The 20,071-nt window shown below is 52.3% G+C and carries 17 protein-coding genes and 3 pseudogenes; 7 read left to right on the forward strand and 13 right to left on the reverse strand.

What is annotated here, in order from left to right:
* Positions 1 to 499 precede the first annotated feature (499 nt).
* On the forward strand, positions 500 to 961 hold the full coding sequence (locus V5735_RS19515) for a hypothetical protein (RefSeq protein ID WP_423746699.1): 462 nt from the start codon (positions 500 to 502) through the stop codon (positions 959 to 961).
* Between the two features lie 8 nt (positions 962 to 969).
* Here the strand turns inward: V5735_RS19515 and V5735_RS19520 are convergent, their stop codons facing one another.
* From V5735_RS19520 to V5735_RS19540, 5 genes are all read right to left on the reverse strand, one after another.
* Positions 970 to 3,714, reverse strand: a complete 2,745-nt coding sequence (locus V5735_RS19520; protein ID WP_423746700.1) for a type IV secretory system conjugative DNA transfer family protein — start codon at positions 3,712 to 3,714, stop codon at positions 970 to 972.
* Between the two features lie 81 nt (positions 3,715 to 3,795).
* Positions 3,796 to 4,848, reverse strand: a complete 1,053-nt coding sequence (locus tag V5735_RS19525; RefSeq protein WP_423746701.1) for a hypothetical protein — start codon at positions 4,846 to 4,848, stop codon at positions 3,796 to 3,798.
* Positions 4,848 to 8,066, reverse strand: coding sequence for a VirB4 family type IV secretion system protein (locus V5735_RS19530; RefSeq protein ID WP_423746702.1), 3,219 nt, complete (start codon positions 8,064 to 8,066; stop codon positions 4,848 to 4,850). The genes V5735_RS19525 and V5735_RS19530 overlap by 1 nt, the downstream gene beginning before the upstream one ends.
* 56 nt (positions 8,067 to 8,122) lie before the next feature.
* Positions 8,123 to 9,217, reverse strand: coding sequence for a hypothetical protein (locus V5735_RS19535; RefSeq protein WP_423746703.1), 1,095 nt, complete (start codon positions 9,215 to 9,217; stop codon positions 8,123 to 8,125).
* A gap of 276 nt (positions 9,218 to 9,493) precedes the next feature.
* Positions 9,494 to 9,985: a hypothetical protein gene (locus V5735_RS19540; RefSeq protein ID WP_423746704.1), complete on the reverse strand. Its 492-nt coding sequence runs from the start codon at positions 9,983 to 9,985 to the stop codon at positions 9,494 to 9,496.
* A gap of 124 nt (positions 9,986 to 10,109) precedes the next feature.
* Here V5735_RS19540 and V5735_RS19545 point away from each other — a divergent pair, with 124 nt between their 5' ends.
* Both V5735_RS19545 and V5735_RS19550 read left to right on the forward strand, forming a co-directional pair.
* On the forward strand, positions 10,110 to 10,355 hold the full coding sequence (locus tag V5735_RS19545) for a helix-turn-helix transcriptional regulator (RefSeq protein WP_423746705.1): 246 nt from the start codon (positions 10,110 to 10,112) through the stop codon (positions 10,353 to 10,355).
* A gap of 4 nt (positions 10,356 to 10,359) precedes the next feature.
* Positions 10,360 to 10,647: a hypothetical protein gene (locus tag V5735_RS19550; protein WP_423746706.1), complete on the forward strand. Its 288-nt coding sequence runs from the start codon at positions 10,360 to 10,362 to the stop codon at positions 10,645 to 10,647.
* Positions 10,648 to 10,791: 144 nt separating this feature from the next.
* On the opposite strand, the gene V5735_RS19555 is transcribed toward V5735_RS19550, so the two are convergent.
* From V5735_RS19555 to V5735_RS19570, 4 genes are all read right to left on the reverse strand, one after another.
* On the reverse strand, positions 10,792 to 11,502 hold the full coding sequence (locus V5735_RS19555) for a phosphoglycerol geranylgeranyltransferase (RefSeq protein WP_423746707.1): 711 nt from the start codon (positions 11,500 to 11,502) through the stop codon (positions 10,792 to 10,794).
* A gap of 108 nt (positions 11,503 to 11,610) precedes the next feature.
* Positions 11,611 to 11,781: a hypothetical protein gene (locus tag V5735_RS19560; protein WP_423746708.1), complete on the reverse strand. Its 171-nt coding sequence runs from the start codon at positions 11,779 to 11,781 to the stop codon at positions 11,611 to 11,613.
* Between the two features lie 201 nt (positions 11,782 to 11,982).
* Entirely contained in the window at positions 11,983 to 12,189 is a 207-nt protein-coding gene (locus V5735_RS19565) for a hypothetical protein (RefSeq protein WP_423746709.1), read from the reverse strand.
* A 149-nt stretch (positions 12,190 to 12,338) separates the two neighbouring features.
* A complete protein-coding gene (locus tag V5735_RS19570; protein WP_423746710.1) occupies positions 12,339 to 12,677 on the reverse strand; it encodes a hypothetical protein in 339 nt (112 codons plus the stop codon).
* Between the two features lie 349 nt (positions 12,678 to 13,026).
* Between V5735_RS19570 and V5735_RS19575 the strand changes: the two genes are divergently transcribed.
* Positions 13,027 to 13,638: a hypothetical protein gene (locus V5735_RS19575; protein WP_423746711.1), complete on the forward strand. Its 612-nt coding sequence runs from the start codon at positions 13,027 to 13,029 to the stop codon at positions 13,636 to 13,638.
* Positions 13,639 to 14,136: 498 nt separating this feature from the next.
* Positions 14,137 to 14,809: pseudogene (locus V5735_RS19580) on the forward strand (IS6 family transposase).
* 15 nt (positions 14,810 to 14,824) lie between these two features.
* On the opposite strand, the gene V5735_RS19585 reads toward V5735_RS19580, so the two are convergent.
* From V5735_RS19585 to V5735_RS19600, 4 genes and pseudogenes are all read right to left on the reverse strand, one after another.
* Complete coding sequence (locus V5735_RS19585) at positions 14,825 to 15,514, reverse strand: hypothetical protein (RefSeq protein WP_423746712.1); 690 nt, start codon at positions 15,512 to 15,514, stop codon at positions 14,825 to 14,827.
* A gap of 950 nt (positions 15,515 to 16,464) precedes the next feature.
* Entirely contained in the window at positions 16,465 to 17,079 is a 615-nt protein-coding gene (locus V5735_RS19590) for a hypothetical protein (protein ID WP_423746713.1), read from the reverse strand.
* A 623-nt stretch (positions 17,080 to 17,702) separates the two neighbouring features.
* Positions 17,703 to 17,852 (reverse strand): hypothetical protein, encoded by a 150-nt coding sequence (locus V5735_RS19595; RefSeq protein ID WP_423746467.1) that lies wholly within the window; start codon positions 17,850 to 17,852, stop codon positions 17,703 to 17,705.
* A 247-nt stretch (positions 17,853 to 18,099) separates the two neighbouring features.
* Positions 18,100 to 18,240, reverse strand: a pseudogene (locus V5735_RS19600) (QacE family quaternary ammonium compound efflux SMR transporter); the annotation flags it as partial.
* Between V5735_RS19600 and V5735_RS19605 the strand changes: the two are divergent.
* Together V5735_RS19605 and V5735_RS19610 are read left to right on the forward strand one after the other, a co-directional pair.
* The gene (locus V5735_RS19605) at positions 18,200 to 18,481 is read left to right on the forward strand and encodes a cupin domain-containing protein (RefSeq protein ID WP_423746468.1); all 282 of its coding nucleotides are present in this window, start codon (positions 18,200 to 18,202) and stop codon (positions 18,479 to 18,481) included. The pseudogene V5735_RS19600 and the gene V5735_RS19605 sit on opposite strands and share 41 nt — an antisense overlap.
* Positions 18,482 to 19,385: 904 nt before the next feature.
* Positions 19,386 to 20,060, forward strand: a pseudogene (locus V5735_RS19610) (MFS transporter); the annotation flags it as partial.
* Between the last annotated feature and the right edge of the window lie 11 nt (positions 20,061 to 20,071).

Genomic DNA, 20,071 nt, shown 5'->3' on the forward strand with positions numbered 1-20,071 from the left:
TTGGGGGGGACTGTCCACACACCACTTTTCATCTGTTCGCCATGCCTCATTCGGGCGCGGATTTTCATCTACTTCTCAGAAGTTTGACTGTCAGCATCTTTGTGTATTTCGTGACTGTCGGCCCTGTCTTTCGGCCTCATTGTCTCAGAAAATTTAGATTCATTCTGGGTGCCCACTCTATCTGTCTCGCATAGTGGGGGTGCCCTCCTCACTACGCTCATCTGGGGTGCCCATGTGTCGTTACTCAGTTCGTTATCAGTCTCTCTTCAGTCGTGGGTTTCGTTGGTCGCACTTCGGTTGCTTTTCCAGTGTGTTTCTGCAGGGGAGGTACCGCTGGTTTTCGTTCCCTCTTTTCTTACACGTTGTTTCTCTCGGTGGTTGGTCTGTCTGCTGTTGTTTGGGGTGTGTTTCAGCTATATGTGTCGGGCGGGGTTGATTATTCGCGTTTATGCTGGTAAACGCCAATAGAACTATTAGAGTTATTAGCGTTTATGTGCGTATGGAAACACCAGAATCTAGAGAAGAAGACGAGAGGATTCGAGGTCATCGTCGGACATTACTTGATGGACTTCGCTATCACGGTGGGTCAGCCAACACCAGTGAGCTTCGTACCTACGGGGACGTTCCACCGGGGAGTATCAGGCACCATCTCTCTGTATTAGAAGAGTGGGAGCTCATCGTGCAGGAGGGAACGGAGCGGCTTGATAATGGTGAAACAGCCTATAAATATCACCTTACCGACGCTGGTTCAGCCGCTGCCGAGGAGATTGCAGAGAGTGCGACCACAGCTGAAACTGTCGAGAGTTTAGAACAGAAGGTGAATCAGCAACAAGAGCAACTTGAAACGCTCCACGATGAAGTGAAGTTGCTTCGGGAGGAGGTGGATGAACTCAATGAGCTTCGAGCAGAGTTCAACCGGATGGCCGAAATCGTCGAAGACTTAGCAAGACAGGAACAATAAAGGATGTTCTAAAATCGGTTGAACGTGATTTCGCTTTCTCCGTCTCGTTTGTTGGTTTGTGTTTCGGTCGGTGATTGCCCTTCGCTGTCTGAGTTACTGTTGTGATCCTGCTTGTTCGTCACGAGATTAGTGAGAGGCGTTTGCTCGTCGTCTTGGTAGAGTCGGAGATCCATTGGTGTCGCCGTTTCTGGTGGGATTACAATCACATCCCACTCAACCTCGTGCAGATCTCCGTTCATCTCGTACTCTGGGATGATCGGTGGTTTCACGTTCCGGTTGCCACCCGTTGGATAGGCACTCGCGTCGGTGAAGATGTCCGCCGCGGATTCAAACCGAGCGTGAACAGTCCCATCCCCGTCTCGGAGCACGTACTTCCCTGTCTGTTCGTCGTGAATCCACACGTTCTCACGATTTCCTGGCCGAGTAACGGTCTCGCCCTCGATACTGAGCGTATTCGTTCCCGTGTAGAACCGTCGTTCGCCCTTGACGCCGTGGTTGCTCCGACAACAGAACGGCGCATGGGCCACTGTATTGTACACCTGCTTGGCGACCTCTTCACGCGCAAAGAACAAGCACCGGTTTCCGTCGTTGTGTGCCTGTGCGAGATTCTTCACCGTCTGTGATGGTTGCGTACTCCCCGTCGTGTGCTCGCTCTCGATATAGACGTCTTTCGTCCCCGCTAACCGATTCAAGAGGGCATGGTCCTCGCGGTAGCTGTTGACCGTGTCCGCCACCGTTTCCGGGCCGTCGTCTGGCCCAATTACTAGGACGTCATCCAGCCGGGCAAGACCGTCGGGCATGGCCTCCCCCGTCTGCTCGGGAATCTCGAAGATGAACCCTAGTTGTGTCATCGGCACGTAGGCGTCGGCCATCGGTGCCCAATGCTCTGCTTTCCCGTCGTTCTCCGAGTCACCGAGATTCAAAAACCCAGTATCAAGCGGCTTCACTTCCATCTCATCCTCGACCTCGCGATGATCAAGGTGCGTATCCGGCACACGTTGGAGAACTTTCCGCCATGCTTTCCCGGCGTCGGTCACGTCATCACCGGGAAGATACCGATTCAGTCGCTCAACACACGCCGCTATTTGCACCCAACCGCCCGGATCACCCTGGCGAATGCTCTCGTCGTAGACGGCTTTCAGCGTCTGATTGCGCAAGTGTTCGTCTGTCCCGACCGGGAGGTCTGCCGGATCGTCCGCCGTAGTGCCCTCGTTCAATTCACCATACGGCAGTTCGCGCTGAATTTCGGCGTCGGTAATCGGTGGACTGCCATACTGCTCCAGACTTCGGCGAATTACGTCCTCGGCATCCACTTCAGAGCGAAGCGGTGGATACGGCGCGAACGTGTGAATCTTGAGCGGGTCTGAGTACTGCATCCCGCCCTTGATGGGAATTCGCGTCCACACCTGGAAGTTCTCGGTTTCCATTAAATCCTCCTCAGAGTACCCTTTGAACAGCTTCGCAACGGGACGAGCGTCTTCGTCGTTCGGCAGGCGAAAGATCACCGGATTGTTGCAGTTGGCTTTGACGGCACTCAACACACCTGCTTCCTTTAGCTGCTCGGGATACTGGCAGGCAATCGTCACCGAGAGGCGCATCGACCGTGCCCGTGCAAGCATGTTTTTGACGTCTAAGTTCTGGCTCGCGATGGCGTCGAACTCGTCGAAAATCGCAAAGAAGGGTTCGTTCTCCCCATCCTCGAACGACCGATTCTGCACAGCACTCCAAATCGGACGCATCACCCCGAGCGTGATCATCTGCTTGACGTCCTGGTTCGACACCGGCGTTCGGACGATCACGATTTTGTTTTCGTCGATGATCTTCTGGAAGTCGATGGAGCTCTCGCGTTGGGCAATAATCCGGCGTATCACTCCATTCTCGACCCAGTTTTTCACCCGTGACAGGAGCGGGCGAACGGCGTCGTCGTCCATCTCAGCGATTTCGTTGACGAACTCCTTGATGTACGGGTCTTCGACCTCCTCGGCGAACTGCTCGCGACGCTCCTGATTCAGCAGCACGAAGTAGAAATCGATCACCGAGTAGTCTTTGTCCGATTTCATCATCGCCCGACCCATACTCTCAGTAATTGCCCGCATCCGCGGTCCCCAGTAGTCGTCATTATCGAGAATCGCTTTCAAGTTCTCAAGTCGGTCCTCGATTTCCCGCTCTTGTTCAACCTGGCTGTCCGTCTCGGGGATTTCGAGGAAGTTGATCCCCACATCTCGGTCGAAATCTTCGTCGCCCGGTTCGATCCAAATCACATCGTCGAGCCGGTCCTCAGGGAGCAGTTGGAGGAGTTCTTTTGAATCCCGTGCCTTGGGGTCGAAGTAGACGAAGCCGTGACCAGCGTATGCGAGTTGCACCATCCAGTTCAGGAGTTCCGTCGTCTTCCCTGCGCCCGTCGTTCCACAGACCCAGTTATGCTGAAAGAGCGAACCGAACTCAATCGGCACCTCACGGAATCCTTCCTGGGCACTGTCGTTGTAGCCCGTCCACAGTGGGCCTTCAGGGCGCGTCCGTGAGCCTTCGAGCAACCGACGTACCTTTGGCCCGGCGACAACGCCGTGTTCTTCCGTATGCGTAAGCACTTCAGCGCCGCCAATGCGGTCGTTTTTCGTCGGGGTTATCTGATACGGTTCGCCGGTTGGCGCTCGAAGCTCATCGGGAATATCGTCGGCGTGCTGCTCGTCGCGATCGGCGTCCGTAGGCTCATTGTCGGGCGTGTCGCTGTTACCAAATAGGTTATCAAACATCGTGGATCACCAAGGTCCGGTGCCGGGCTTGCACCGACGTGACGGCGTGAACCGTCCGGGAAGCGGGGAAAGTCACCCTTGTTACTCTTCTCGTTGACTGTCAGCCGGGACCTCGCCGCCGCGTTGAGAGTAACGCCAGTCGATTTTCGGCGTCTCGATCTCCTTGTTCGGGATATGTGCGGCACCGGCGAGTTCGCTTACCGAGAGAATCATCTCGTGGTCTTCCCACTCACGGGCATGCAGTTTTTCGATGAACGCTCCGCGGTCGCTGGCAGGAACAGGTTCGTCGGTAAACCCCTGCTCGGTCATCGTGTTGTAGTACCGGGTGAACATTCCCGAAACACCGCGAGCGCGTGATTCAGCTTCATACGGATCCGACGAAACAGCGAGAATTCGCATGTTAGTGTGAAAGCCGTACTGTCCCCGCTGCATTTCGACGACATCCGCCGCTTCACGGTCTTTCTTACTCGCGTCACGAGTGCGGGGATTGACCCACCCGACAACACGGTCGGATCGGAGCCCTTCGGCGACGTCGTCCACACTCTCTCCTCGGGAGAGGAGTCCACCATTCCCTTCCGTCCAATCATTTTTCGCAGGACGGAAGACGACTTGCACAACAACCCGTGTTTCTGGCGTCGAGAGCATTTCACTCGTCACTTCGCCGTACGGGTCCCGCTCAAAGCCGTCGCCCTGGTGGTTGCGAATCGGGTAGTAGTAGTGGCGGTTCAAGTCAAGTTCTGCACCCGCTACGTAGTCGTCAGCGTTGATCTGTGGGAATGCGTCGCCACCCTCCACTCGGAATACCTGCGTGTTCGAGTAGCTGTTTGCAACACGTCGCCGGAACTTGTTTGCGGCACTCTCGTCGGCAGCGTGCATGTAGAACTTCAGCTTCTCCTCGTCAAACCAGAGTTCGAACGTGTGGTGCTGGCTAATGTTTGTGTCTCGAATCCCTTTCGTCCGCACGTCGTGGAGCGATTGGAGCATCGCCGCACCGTCGATGATTCCCTGATTGTCTTTGTAGGGACGAATCCCGAGCAACACACCCGGCGTTTCGTCTACGGTTTGAGTGTACGTCTCGTTGAGTTGCGTCGCAGTGTAGCTCCCGTGCGTCTCGTCACTGCCGAACAGCCCCATCAGAGCTCACCCCATTCGTCGGTGATGTACTCCTCGAAGGGACCGTGTTCGCTGGCTTTGTAGCTATAGACGATATCCTCGAACGGTGATGCCCGAACTTGCGCGTGCATCCACCCCTCGACGTCCGCATAATCGACGAGGTAGTCGGTGTAGCCGAGTCCCTGCTCACCGCGTTTGGCATGCTGGGTGATGAACTGCAATTGCTCGTCGTTCATCCCAAAGCGCTCTTTTGCGTCTTGTTCTTCCAGCTTGTCCGTGTAGAAGAACTCTGTCGTCGGGATCTGCCCGAGGATGGCGCGTTTGTACTCTTGCATATCTGTGTCGTCGGCGCTCGCGAAATCGCCCGGTCTGTGGGAGAGGAACCACAGTCCGGCGTTGAAGTGTCGCCAGTGGCGCGCTGACTGTTGGAGCCACGCAAGGATTTCCTTTGACTGGAAGAGATAGTGCGCTTCGTCGACGACAAAGAGTGTCTCGCCGGGCGCCCGTTTGACCGCTTGATATACCTGCCCAAGCATTAACTGGAGCATCGTCGCTTTGTCCGCTGCAGCACCGAGCCCCTGAATCTGCTGCAGGTCGAGATACGACACCTGGCCCGGACGGATATGGGCTTCCGATTCACCGACGAGTGCGTCGTGTTCCCCGTCTTCTTTGAACCCACTCAGCCGTCGGAGAAGCGGACCAGCGTTCTCTTTGATCTGGGCCTTCTCTAGTTCCGAATCGACGTAGTCGCCCGGATTCTCGCCCATGTCGTTGACGATAGTCCGGAAATCGGCCATCGTCGGGCTGTTCTCTGGTTTGTGAGTACTGACGTCGTCCTTCAGAATTCCTGCCTGTTCGTAGGTAGCGTTCAGTGCATCGGAAACGAGCGGAGCAAAGTCGCCGTTGGCATCGCCGATCATGTCGAGGATGAAGTTGCGTGCTTCGGTGAATTTCATATCGTAGGGGTCGAGATTCCCTGACGCTCGGAGCACGTCCTCTGGCGTTTCCTCGATGTGAAGCGGGTTGATCGTCTGGGACCCATCGACTGTGATATGCTGGCCGTTCATGAGTTCGACGAGTCCACCGAACTCGCCCATCGTATCGCAGAGAATCAGTGTGCGGTCCTCACCCGATAGATACCACCGCGTGGCTTGCTTGCCGACGTGGTAGGATTTCCCGCTGCCGGAACTTCCGATCGTCAGTCGGTGGCCTGGTGCGACAGAGAACTGATTCTTGATGATCTCGCTGCCGTTCTGCACGTTCCGGCCCTGCTCGACACCATCTTCTTGGTCGATATACGCGGACACCGGCGGGAAGGCCGCAGCGATTGTCCCCGAGAGCGTCAGAGAATAGCGCTCGCGTGTGGAAACATCGGCGAACGCATCCTGTCCATTTGGCGAGCTTGATTCGAACAGTTCGGCTTGCCGTTGCTCCGGCGCGAGTACCGTTAGGTGAGCTGGCGCGCTTTCGAGCGTCCCTCTCACTTTCTCGCAGGCGTTTTCGAGTGCTCGGTGTTTCGCGATATCGAGTGTTAGTTCGTCTTCGTTCGCCAGACCTTCCTCGATACGCTCCTCGGCTTCATCGAGTGCTTGCCGCGTTCCAGCCCGAACCGTCACATAGCCGCTCAGGTCCCATGGTTGGGCTTGCGTGTGGTGGAGGAGTTTGTACATCTTCACGTACGGATCGAGGTCGTCTTCGACGAGAATCGCCGAGACGTCGCTTACGTCTTTGCGCTCGTCGATGTTCGCGTCGATCTCCCCGATTGTATCTTTTAATTCGAGTTCTGTTGCTCGCTTGTCCCGTGCCCGGACGTCTAAGCACACATCGACATCCACACCTCGCATGGTGTAGATTTCCTCGAGAAACTTCTCCCTGGGTTCGACCGGCCAATCGGCGATCCAGTAGGTCCGACAGTACTGCTGACCCGTGCGAACGTAGCCATCGCGTGCATCGAACGTTTGCGGAGCCAGCAGTTCTTGAACCCTATCGTGGGCCAGGCCGTTTGTCTCGCCTTCGTCGCTGGCGAGTGGAGCGAGAAGGCCTTCGCGGACACGTGCAAGGAATGACGCCTCTTCGTTGGCGTCCACGTCAGCGTGCGTGCTCGTTGCGACCGGTTGCGAGATGGTGCTGCCGTCGGTCGTGGCTTCGACTGTCGCGACGTCTGCTACTCCCGTCGATGGCGTGTCGGTCGCATCTACGGCTTCAGGACGCGGACTGTCGCCGTTCTCGGCGCTATGCGGCCACACCGCTGCATCGACGTCCTTCGTGACACTGTCGGCGTCGAAGGAGTGATCGGTGCCACTCCAGTACCGACCCAAAAGGAGCGCATGCTCAGCTGGACCGACTTGCGTGGTGTCACACCCATCGGTACTTCCGAATGCACGGGAGAGCTGCGAAAGTCGACTCTTCACTTCTCGTTGCATTCGTCGGCGCTTGGCATCCCACTGTTCGTCGTCGCTGCCGAACAACAGCGACCGAATCTCACCGTCGTCGGTCGTGTCCGAGACCACCACTTCGTCAGGGCGAACTTCGACGACAAGATAGTGCTGCCACTCCCGTGCATCGAATCGCGGAAAATCGGTGTTCTCGGTCCATTGAATAACGCTCCGAAGGAGCTCTCGCGCTAGCTTCCACTCCTCACCGGCGTACTCCGACGAGTAGAGTTTCACCCGATACTTCTCGGTGACATCGCGGGGGTCGACCTCCAACGCCGTGCTGAACAGCCGAAAGTTGAAATCACTCACGTGCTGATCGAGTTCGCCGCGAATCCGACCGATCATCTCGCGGGCGTCGCTCGTCTCTTGCATCGTCGTATTTCGACCAGAGATTCGCGCCATCGCGACGAGTCGCCCGTCGTCCATCTCGGCGGTGCCGTCAGCGTGGATCCGTTTCACGCCGTGTACTGTGGCGGCTTCGTCGCCTGACTTTGGGAACCCGCGTTTGGCCTTCGCGTAGGCGAGCGGAGTTTTGATGCGGTCGAGTCCTGTCGAGTACTCCCCCGAAGAGACGGCCAGACCGATACTACCGAGTCCGCCGAGCACGCCGACACCGGCACCCATCACGGAGGGTCCAAGCGGGGCACCGAATAGGGCGGCAAGTCCGCTGGCACCGACGATACCGGCGCCAGGCGTGCCGTAGAGCAGGTCGTTTACTTTGAACCCCTGATAATCGAGCCCGGAATCGACGTATGGCGGAACGAGTTGACTCGGGTCTTTTGGTGCGTCTGCGTTGTCTGTCATAGGTGAGTCCCGTCCCCGGCATTGCACCGGAGTGTCGGCGTGAACCGAAACGGAGGTTAGTCGTATCGCTGCAGTATCTCACGGCCCTGATTCAGCTCGTGGTCTGCGCGTTCCTGCTCTTCTCGTGCTTTTTGGGCATCGATACCACCGTCCGCGTTCAGCGCGTTGTTCACCGAACCGTAGTTCACGGTGTCCTCCCTTGCCGACGTACTGGTGCGAAACGTCGAATTGTCCGACTGGTCCCAACTGGAACCGCCGTCGCTCTGGTAATCTTGGTACTTCTCGTGAACATTATGCCCGACACGCTCGCCTGCTTTGCCGACGTATTTTCCTGCTTTGCGCTGGTTCGCTGCTAAGGTGCCGAGTGCAATCGAGGCAGCATCATTCGCGTGGGCTAGCATCTCCTTCGGGAGTACGAGCAAAGCAAAGACAAGCCCGCCAACGACGAGGATGAACGTTTCTAGCACGCCGAGTGCGCCTGACGTCCACGGTAAATCGGCGAGCAACCGAAGGACGAGTGCCTGAAAGAGCTTCGTGACGATTACGACGCCGAAGAGGTAGACGAAGGTGTCACCGATGCTCTTCAGAAAGCCCGAATACGCACGGCAGGCCCAGGAAAGCGGCCACAAGAACACGCACACGTAGATGAGGGCGCGTTCAAGGCCAAGGATAAGAAGCCCGATAGCGATTGTACCCGATTGAAGAAAGCCAAGGAGGACACCGAGGCCAAGGCCGACACCGAGTTTCGCGAGTTTGGCGTTCGTCTGAATGAACTCAGCGCCATTAGGGGCAACTGACATCGCGGTCTCGTTCGCCAAGTGGAGCAAGAGCGGCGGGATAATCCACGTCGTCGCAACCATAACGAGCGCGATGCCGACACGCTTCCACGCCTGACGTTTCTCGTAGGGATCCGATCGATAGAAGGACATCCCAAAAGCCGCCATCAACACGACGCTCGCGAGACCGGCCGTCCACGCCGAGGCTTTGTATACGCCGGGCCACAGGCCGTTTTGGGGATTAACCCACGTACTCGGCTTGTCCGGTTGGCCGGGTGCCGGCACGGCAGCGACGCCGTCACGAACCATATTCGGGATGCCCTTTCCGATACCGAGGAAAATCCCAGCGATGGCTTTGAGTTCTCCCTTTGCCATGTCAACCGGGTTAATCGATGGGATTAGTCCTCCAAAGTACCCATCTCCGCCACTACTGTTTCCAGCATTCGTCGAATTATTCGATGGTGCTGTCGTCCGAGAGGTATCAGGACTATCGCCCCAGTGGTTCTGGGCTGTCGTGGAGTTGTTTGTACTGGCTGGTTGTGCCGTGACCGGAACGGCAAGGGACGCAACACTCACGACGAGAAAGAGCGCCAGCAGCCAGCTACTGCGTCTGTTCTGTATCATAGTCGGAAGAGGAGTGCCTGAATGCACTCACATTATGTTCGCAAAATTCACGCACGAGAGCGTACTCACGCCAGCCTTGTCGAGGATGACAGCGAACAATGGGAAGAACCACGCCCCACAGAATGTGATCACTGCCCCACGAGCTGCATCACGGCCCTCTTTCTTCTTGTCCGAGCGAGCACTTCCCATCTTCAGCCAGGCCATTGCACCGCGAAAGGCGGCGAGCAGGAACATCCCCATCGTGATCATCCCGAATGCGAGCGTAATGACGGGACCAAGCCCAGACGAGCACATCACGTCGCCTGCCTCCTGGGTGGCTTGTGCCGCCACGGGGACCGAAAACGCCGCGGTTGTGGCGACGATACCGACGCTGCGACGAATGAATCGAGTGGGAATCGCTTCACACTTCTCGGTCATCAAGTCCGCCAGTGCGTGATATTGCTGGGTCGAACTGTTCGCCAATCGGTGAACTCGGTCAGAGATGTGTCTCTGGGCCGATTTCGGCTGTTGTTCATCCATTGTACTCACTCTCACATCTAGAGGGCTAGATAAATACCTTACGCACACACTGAGATGCCGTATACTACCGACGAGAGTCAGTGTGTGCGTAACCTATTTATGTCATACCCTAGGGATGTACTACATGCTCCCATGCAATTCCAATCGAACGGTCCCTCTCACCACTGTCGATAAGGAGATTCTCGAAATACTCCGAGGTGGGCGGGCAACACAATCGTACATCGTCGACGAGACTGGCCGCTCGCGCCAATACGTCCACAATCGGCTTGGAATACTCACTGCTGCCGGATACCTCGAGAACATTCATAGAAAAACAGCATTGTACGAGTTAGTCGATAATCCACTTGCTGACGAGGAAAATGGAGGGTAAGGCTATGCGAATCCCACCATTATCGATTGAAGCACCGAATGAAACCACACGGGATACGCTTTGCCGACACGTCGCGGTTCTCGTCGGGATTGGCAAGCTCATTCTCGTCGGGAGTCTCATTCAGATACTGGTTCTCGGGACGACCGGCGGTATCGCCCTGTACGTCCTCAACGTCTCGAATTATGTCGGTGGCTGGATGGTCATCTTCTCGTGGTTTCTTGCCGCGTATTTGATCAAACTCTATGGACGGCGTATTTTCCCAGTGAACGCCGACCAGTTCGCTCGGCTCTGAAACCTAGCCTTTATTTGCGACTGTTGAGGTAGCAGCGTCTGAACGCCGATACGCTGGCGGGCTGTCTACGTTAGTATTGTATACTAACCTCTGCGCGACCGATTGTAGACACACTCTCGATTGTCTCATTCGTTTCTTGGGGTACTACGACTCGTGAGACGCGTCCTTCGCGCCACGAACAGTTTCCTCGACGGCCTCGATACCAGCGTCATGAAGTACATCACCAACAACGACCGTGTCAGCCACTTCTGCCATCTCATAAGCCGAGTCGTAGTCGTGAATCCCGCCTCCATAGAAGAGTTGCGCTGTCGAGAGTGCATCTCGTGCGGCAGCCACAATAGTTTGATCACCGAGCATGCCAGAATACTCGAGGTAGACGATCTGCTGGCCGAGGATCTGTTCGGCGAGTTCAGCATAGGCAACGACGTCGTCAATATCGAGGTTACAGTCTGCCTGCGTGTACGTCGCGACCGTTGACGTTGGATTCAGAACAATATACGCTTCCGGGTGGACGTAGTCCCACTCAAGATCCGAAGAGCGAATCCATTCGTGGTGCGCTCCTGTGAGCCACATCGTGTTACCGGCATTCAGAACGACCGGCAGCAAATAGCCAGAGAGTCCCTCAGTATGAGACTGCATTGGATGGTAGGTCGGCTCGACGAAGATGGGAATCTCGGTAGAAGAGAGTGCATCGAGAATTGACTGAACGCTGGACTCAGTGACGTTCGTAGTACCACCGATGATGAGTGCGTCCGTCCCTGTGTCAGCAATGCCAGCGTAGGAATCTCCATCGTGGAGTGGTTTATCTGGGTCGATCTTCGTGACGTGATCCCACTGCGTCCATGGAGCCGCCATAGCTCACCGTAATGCAATCATATGCAAACCGCTTTCTCTCTGTTTGTGTCGAATTACAAGCTCGTCTCGTTCGGGCGAACGGAAAGATTCCGAGAACTCTCCCAACGATTAGACTGTTTTTGGTCTATCTTCCTGCAATAATTCTCTTCCTGAGAGAAGAAGTAGAGCCGTTCCAATGGCTATGAGCAACCAAGTTTTGGTTCCGCTCATGAATTCCATTCCGATATAGAACACGAAAAAGGCCATGAGAGCGTATCCCGATGCTTTTTTCGATTTCATATCTTGATCAAAGTCTCGCTGTGGTAAATAATCTCGGCGGCAATCTCCCATATATATAGATGGTTTCGTAGATTTGGTTACAAACCGGACTAGGGTCCATTGGTTCCACTGCCTCATGTTGCACTAAGCGGGTGTGGACACACCGGATCTCAAGTGAAGGACAGCAACTGAGAAATACCGTTACTAACTACAGAGCGTCTATCATTCAGGCTTGTCAGACGACGGAGTGTCAGATCCTATCACGGCCTCATAGCCAGCGTGGAGTTGTTGGCGGAAGACGTAGATGAGGATCGAGACGAGGGCAATGGCGATGACTGAGAGGCCGGGACCTAGGGCGAACAGAAGCGTTGCAAGGATGAGGCACAGGGTGAAGAGTGGCCAATCGTCAGCGCTGATCACGGTAGTCATAGTGTAAAATACTTCATAAGAGGATATAAGCTTTGTATCATGAGCTACGCATGCATTCGTACCACGGGAATCTCACAGATTAAGAACAGGGTATCATGGGGAGCTCTTGAGTAAACGAACTCCATGAAATTGGAGAGAGGGAAACCAGATTACGGAGTTCCCACGTATTTGTGGCGTTCATAGAGATACAGATAGGGAAGCACGAGTGTGAGCGGGGGGACGATCATCCAATAATACCAGCCAGACGGGTCCCAGTCAGAAACGGTGGTGACATATCGCTTATCGAAATACACAATGAGCGGGGACAAGAGCATTATAACACTACCTAGGAGGGCGAATGGAGCCGCGATCAACGACGAATAGACATCGGTTGGGAGAGCAACTGCAAGGAGAGCTAAAATCGGAAAGATCGCTGCAAGCACACCGATGAGCATCCACCACTTTTCAGTAGGTGTGTGTTCAGGTGTCGAGACAACTGTTTCGCTCATAGTATAGTAAACGATACCACTAATCATTAATTTATGCACAGTCACAAGTAGCAATCGGGGGTAGCGTCACCAAGGGTGGACACCTCAAGCGAAATCTTCCGTCGGTAGATCATATCGTCCGTTCTTGTAGTAGAGATGAAGTCATGAAATTCAATGAGAAATCTATCAAGAACAAAAATACGAATGAAAAATCTCTGTTTTTGAAATGATGAGGAGTTCAAACAGACGAAATATGCTTCCTCGAAGGCGGCGAGATCGCCATTTCCGCTTCTACTTATTTTGTGGAGAAGTGTAAAAGAGATATTTCACTGTACACGAAGCTTATTGTCTAATAGATGTATTCTCGTACATGAAACGCCGAACCACACTACTCAGCCTCTTCTCTCTCCTCTCGGTCTCTACTGGCTGTCTTGGAAACGCATCATCAGGTAACTCACCATTCCCAAAACGAGTTTCCGTACAACAGACCGATTCAGTTCCAGAACGGTATCCTGTTGACTTAACTCTCGACATCGTTCAGGCGGAACTCACCAAAACACAAACTGCTCATCTGAAAACGACAGCGAAAAACACAGGTGAAGCGACGAGGGAGTTCGAGCCAGCCTACTACAAAGGTGCAAGCTCACGGGCAGGCGATTCGGGTATCCTCCTGTATTCCCTCCGTGCTCCAGATAGCCCACCAGCTGATTATGCTCCTGACTGCATTGGGTCGGACGGCAAATCACAGGGGGAGCTACGTTGGTCAAATGAGTACTCCGGGACAGAAACCCTCGAACCGGGCGAATCATCAAGTGAAGAACTGATTGTCGTTGATGATCCCACTGTTCGCGGTTGTATCCCGACCGGGGAGTATAGATTTGAGGACCCGTACAACATCAGCGACGAAAGCGGGTATGATGAGACGTTCACGTGGGGATTCACGCTCCGAGTTGATGACGTAAGTACAGAGCAAACGCAATGATGAGTATATTCTCTCCACGAATTGTTGCAGGAATTAGTATCCTCTTGTTAATACTCGGTGTTTTTTCCTATCAAGTGACCTGCACGGCAGTAGATGCCCCTGGAACAACCAATGATGATTTCAAGATAACCAATATCTCACCATTTGAAATCAAATACACGAGTGATAATATAAACACATGCAGTATACCGATTACTATTGTTTTCCTTCCAATTGGGATTCTACTTTTCACTTTTAGTATCGGTTGGGGGCTATTCCAATATTCATTCCAAAATTACAATATTTGAGAACACCATTGCTTGAGGGGATACTATGAGAGCGGAAGCATCCACTGCCGCTTATACTGCTCACAGGAAGTCAATCGCCGAAATAGGCCAAATTCAAGAAATCGACCTCGCTGCCGCCGTACATTCTCCTTTAGTTATAGAATCAATCACGCATTTTGAAACATGCGGCACTGTCTAGATGAGGACGAACAGGTCGAAGAGTTAGTGATTGATGCTCCTCTCAGACCTACTCAAAGAGAGGTTAGACACAGACTACGCTTGAATGTTGGGAGCGTGATCGGATGGCGACGCCCGTCAGGGTGTTCGCCGTCCAGCTTCACACGACCGATTGTTCACTCAGAGAAACAAAAGTGCTTCTCGGTGTGAAACGATCGCATCAAGCGATCCTTCAATGGGCTCATCGAGTATCTGATAGAGTCTCCGACCCGCTGTCGGCGATGCCAACGCGGGTCGCGGTGGACGAAACCGCTGTCAAGACTAACGGCGAGTGGTCTTAGGTGTACGCTGTAATAGTCACCGAAACAAAGCTGTTGCTCGGTATCGACGTGTTTGATCAGCATGGCACTGGTTCAGCGGCTGCGTTTCTGTCCGAATTGACCGAGAAACACGATCTCTCGGATGCGGTGTTTCTCGTTGATGGCTACGGGTATCGGACTGCCCTCTTCCGAATTGGGCTGAGCAGTCGGCTCGACTACACGAAGCGAAACCTGAGCAAAACGTGGTTTCACACGCTCAAACAGCGGGTCGACCGCTTCCATACGTCATGGGTGGGCAGTCGGCCGAGCGTCTAACGATGGCTTGAACAATTTGTGCCTTACTATAACCATCAGCGACCGCACCAATCGCTCGACAACCGAACACTTGTCGAGGAGGAGCTAAACTAGACAGTGCCCATTAAATCAGCATGTGCCACATAGATCACATTCATGTTCAATAGTAAGATGATTTCCCACATTCCAGAAACGCATAAATTTGATATTTCCATCTACATAGTACTTGTCAGTGCCACCCGCGACATGTCCCTCTGCCCAATCATCACCGGAGGAGTCATTTGATTCATAGTAGTCAGGATTAATTCCGACTAGTCCCGTCATTTCGAACCGATATTCCCCATGGCCCTTTACTGTTATTTCGCCATTTGATGTTGGCGTGTCAAAAGAGTAATCTGGGTTAACAATCATATCGCCATGAACGGTTGTTTTGAGAACTGCCCCATCATACCAATAGGAGTCTTTTCCGTTCCTAACACCTCCACTGAAGACAGTACAATTTCCGTTTGAACCATAGCCTCGATTCACATTATCGTCATTTGGTTCGTATCCAGTACCATAAGTCCCGTTTGAGTCATGAACTACGATTCTATAATCACCACCTCCATTTTGACCGTTGACTATTATTCTGCTATCATCTACCAATGGTTCAACGCTTGGTTCAGCATTTACATTGGTGGTACCGTAAGCAAGTATTGTTCCAACTGATCCTATTTTTCCCACTTTTTTAAGAATTGCTCGTCGTGTATTACTCCTTCTTCTATCGTCTGCCGATTTATTCCTATCCTGTACTCTTGGGTTTATATCATTTTTTCCCATAGCAATTAATTAATATACAACTATAAATATTTTACTATAGGAAAATATAATATTTATTATTTTTCTATCAAAATATATAACCTACACGCATGAAATTATATGGGGGCTCCTCACACCCATTATACATAAAATAAGACATATATGATAACTGACGATGTGATAAAAGAGGACCCAATTAGTAAAATTTGCAGACCAGTATCATGATTATGTCTATACACGCGTTCATAAGATCCAATTAGAATAAGAACAACACCAAGTGATGCAGATATTAATGGTGATATGAAATATGAGAGTATCATCCCAACAGCTAAAGATACCGCTTCGATGATTCGAGATTGATAGCCTGTATATTCCCTCATGAGTAACAAGGAGTTCATTCTAGAGGCATATTTCCCTTTCGAACTATAATTGTCGGTAGTACACTTGACGGCATTTTGTCAAAGGGGTATATACACACGAGACAAGCTCTATTAGTGACGAAAACAGCTATTAACAGTAAAGTACAAGTGTGGGTACAGATTGGATTTATTTTATGAACTAAATATGACCATGATGAGAAACAATCCCCGTTGGTAGCGTCAATATTTTACAATTTCGTCTTATATCGACAATAGTGCGTTAAAACCGGTCTTTTTGAATGAAGAAAAGCTAAAGGGAGAGGAATAGCCGAGCTTGGGTTACTTTCTAAGGACTACAGGGTTCACTGTGTGTCAAAATGTAAGACTACAAGTTCTTTCGGGATTAACGTGGGTGAACTCATTGTCGGATAAGCTTAAGGGCTATGAGAATTCGATATCGGAAGCCAAATACGAATAGAGAAGGTCAAGGTCGATTACTCCATTGCTTAAGCTCACGACGAAAGAAAGTGGAGATATTCGTATCGTGAAAATAACCGATGCCAAATAAATCAACACCATTAATAACAGTCGTGGTGGTGGTTTTTGAGGTTTCTATATCCGCGCTGTGTTTACGGCTTCCATTTCTCCTCCCCTGGGGACGAATTCTTCAATATGTGTGAACCTACCTCTAAACTCTTTAGTCGTGGGCGCAGCGGCTTCGTGTAATGTGCGATTTCCTGCCCCATTAATTGTTGTGAACTTTGAATAAGTCCATTTATTCCAAGGTTGACCACTTGCCGTGAATTTGAAATCTTTCTTTTGGGCACTTCCGCGATCATTGCCTATGCTGATTCTCATCCCTTCATTAGTTCCAGGAGATTTTGCCCAGATACGTTGAATTTCAGGCCCACAGCAAGATCCGCTTGTCGAAACGACAGAAAATTCATCGTGGCCTCCATTTGCGACTGTACCCCAAATCCTACAGCTATGATCGTCAAGAGCAACAGTTCCATCCTGCGGTTCATGGTCATCATTACCAGAAAGGTCAATACGAGCATCATGAAAGTCAACTTCGTATTTCACATGCTCATCCCCACCCCCGAAGTGCGAGACAACGATATTTCGTTGATACGCTGCTTCTACCGGCATAGCGGTAAGTCCGAGAATTCCGGTTGCACTTACGATTCCAGCGGATTGTTTGATGAAACTTCTTCTTGTGTTTTCCATTCCGATATATACAATTGAATTTTTTATACCTTATAGATTTCCCTTATAATTATATATAAGAAATTAAATAATTATGAATATATAATCTGTGGTCGTAATAAAAGCTCCAAGGAGTTACAACTGTGGACGAATACAACCAAGGGGGCAACAGACAAGTTGGATCTTGAAACAAAGTATTTTGGAACCACAAGAGATTTATTTAATTACACAGGAAAGGGTATTGTCGAGTAGATCGCAAAGGCAGTTGCCTACTCGACATCTCGTGGGGACACTCGAAAGGCAACCCCCACGAATTTTCTGCGCTACATGGGCACTGTCTGAGTGATTCCTCCCGCGGCTGTCTACCATGGGGAGTAGCACAACCTTTACAGAGCCCACAGTTGCTGGTGAATGCTTGATAGAATAACCACAACGATTATTTCTGCCTTGCTCTATCTGCCTTTACTGGGGACCCGCGCCATCTAATACCCAACCAGTCAGAAGTAGGGTGTCTGATTCAAGGGTTGTATGCAACATGTGGCCGCTATTCGGTTTCTGTCCTCGTTGATGAGACATCCGTCAGATATTTTTATATAAGGTTTCCCATGCTATCTCATCAGTCAAGGAATAAGCGATTACCCCGCTCAGCCCAAATTCGAAATCGCTTCGTCGATATCGAAGTCTTGAGTGGTTTCGGACCCCTCCTCTGTACGATCGACCTTCTCTTGATCCTCCTTTATCTCCACTTCCAGTCCCTCTTTCTCGGTGAACTCCGTGTTTACTCCCCACGGCATGTTATTTCACCCTGGCTTGAGTGTACTTGGATTCTGGGTCCATTATGTGCTACTGAAGCCTTTGATTCTATTGAATCCACCGGTGGTGTGGTGATAGCGATGAGAGATACACCCCTATATTCAGCAGACTGTTTGTATCAGCCACTACGGGTCCCAAAGAGCATCCGCTCTACAAACGACCACTCGGATGGGAAATCTCCAGGATACCAAACTGTATTATCATGATTCAAAATAGTGGAATGGCTGTTTAATGTGCGGTCATCTCAGAGAGAACATTCATGCAATAAATACCACCGAGGATAAGGATAATCCCGATAACGCCTGCTAGATCAATGGATTCATTAAAAATGACGACTCCGACAGCTGCGGCCCCAACGATACCGAGAGAGTATCGCAATCAATTATTACGAGGTTCCACTGGAGAAACCATCGGGGAGTGTTATCACCGCCACCATGAACAGGAAGAGGTGTTCTACATCACTGCTGGAACTGCGACATTTGAAACTGAGCAAGGTGACGTAGTGGTGAAGGCTGGCGAGTTAATACGATTTGCACCAGGCGAATGGCAGCAAGGGGCGAACCGCGAGAATTCCCGACTCGAGGTGCTCGCATTTGGGTGCACCACGTGAAGAAGGACTGACGGATCTCCGTCGTGAATGTTCGGCCTGTGGCGAACGAACGCCGGCAGAGTCTGAGGCAACGGTTAACGAGCTTGTCTACTATTGTGGCGACTGTGGTGCAGAGACCGGTCGCTATTCATTCTGAGACGTCTCCGGCAAACGCATCGCGCTGAATGTTCTTCTAATCCGTTCTTAGGCAGGTGTAGACAACGAATAGCGTACTGATGGCTATGATGACAGACGGGAGAGGACGTGATATTCGTGGTCAATTCACAGAGGAAACGGCTGACGTCGATATTTTGACGGCAATCACGAGTCAGAGTTTTCGGCAGTAACGGCTCGGTGAGTCGCAGATACGATTGTAGTGGAGCGGCAGCCAGTGCATCAGTGGCTCAAGGAATTGCATGAGCGAGGTGCGTTGGAACGTTGGTAATTGAATCTACGGGTGGTTATTTGGTGGATTTCCGAAGGATAGGTACAATGGGTTCGCAGATGGATGTTGTCTGTCCCTTTTCTCTCTGTTTTGGCGGGTACACTCGATGAAGGAGAACTGGATTCGATAGTGCATGCCTTCAACAGCCCCATTTATGATCGTTTATCTCTCTGTATTATTTCCGAATGGTGCCGAAAAGTATTTATCAATCCTCACTGAGCGATTGATTGTGGCGTGGTTGCCGCTGACACCCTGAATGGGCTCCCACATGGGTCTGGCACCATCACTCCTGATCCATCCATACTATCCCCGCGCCCGCCACCCTTCCTTTCTGCTCGCACGCGTGCCGTGATACGTCACAAGTCATCCTCAATACAGACTAACAAGGCGGGGTTTGTCGCATGGTTTTTTTGAATTTCTGTCTTCACGATGAAACAGAAAGGGGTTTTGATAGTGCTCTGAGAACCGAGCACATAGACTGTGAGTGACCGACCAACTAAGGGTAGTTCTCAACGGGAGACGCTCGGTCTGCTCATCGGCTTTTTCTTGCTTTCGACAGCGGCCGCAGCCTATGAAATCACCCCGGCGAGCGTCTTGCCGGTGATTCAAGAATCACTCAAGCTCAAGGCGAGTACGGCAGGGTGGCTCGTCAGCATTATGTACGCGACTGCGGTCGTCACCAGCGTCCCTGCAGATATCGCCATCGACCGCTTTTCGGTGCGTCGGATGATCATTTTCGGCACCGTCGCACTCGTTGTCGCGGGTGTCTGGGGCTGGTACGCGGCCACCGTCGGCGCGTTTCTCTGGCTGCTCATCTCGCGCGTGCTCGGCGGGGTCGCGTATGTCATCTTCTGGAACGCAGGTGCGAACGTCGTTGCACCGCGCCACCGGGCGACCGCTGTCGGCGTGTTTACCGCAAGCGCACCCGTTGGATTCGCGCTCGGCCAGTTCGGCAGTCTTCTCATCGCAACCGTTGCTGGGTGGCCTGCAATCCTTCCACTGTATGCCGCCATGGGTGTCGGCGGTGTCACTATTTTCTTGATTGCGACCCGTTGCCACGTTCCCGGGGTTGATGCGTCTGCGCCGGACCGCACAGCACTGCGCAAATTGTTCACCAATCAAGCGGTCTGGATTGTCTGTGTGCTCTGCTTTCTGCCTACTCTCTG

Source organism: Haladaptatus sp. SPP-AMP-3 (assembly GCF_049568665.1).
Classification (GTDB): domain Archaea; phylum Halobacteriota; class Halobacteria; order Halobacteriales; family Haladaptataceae; genus Haladaptatus; species Haladaptatus paucihalophilus.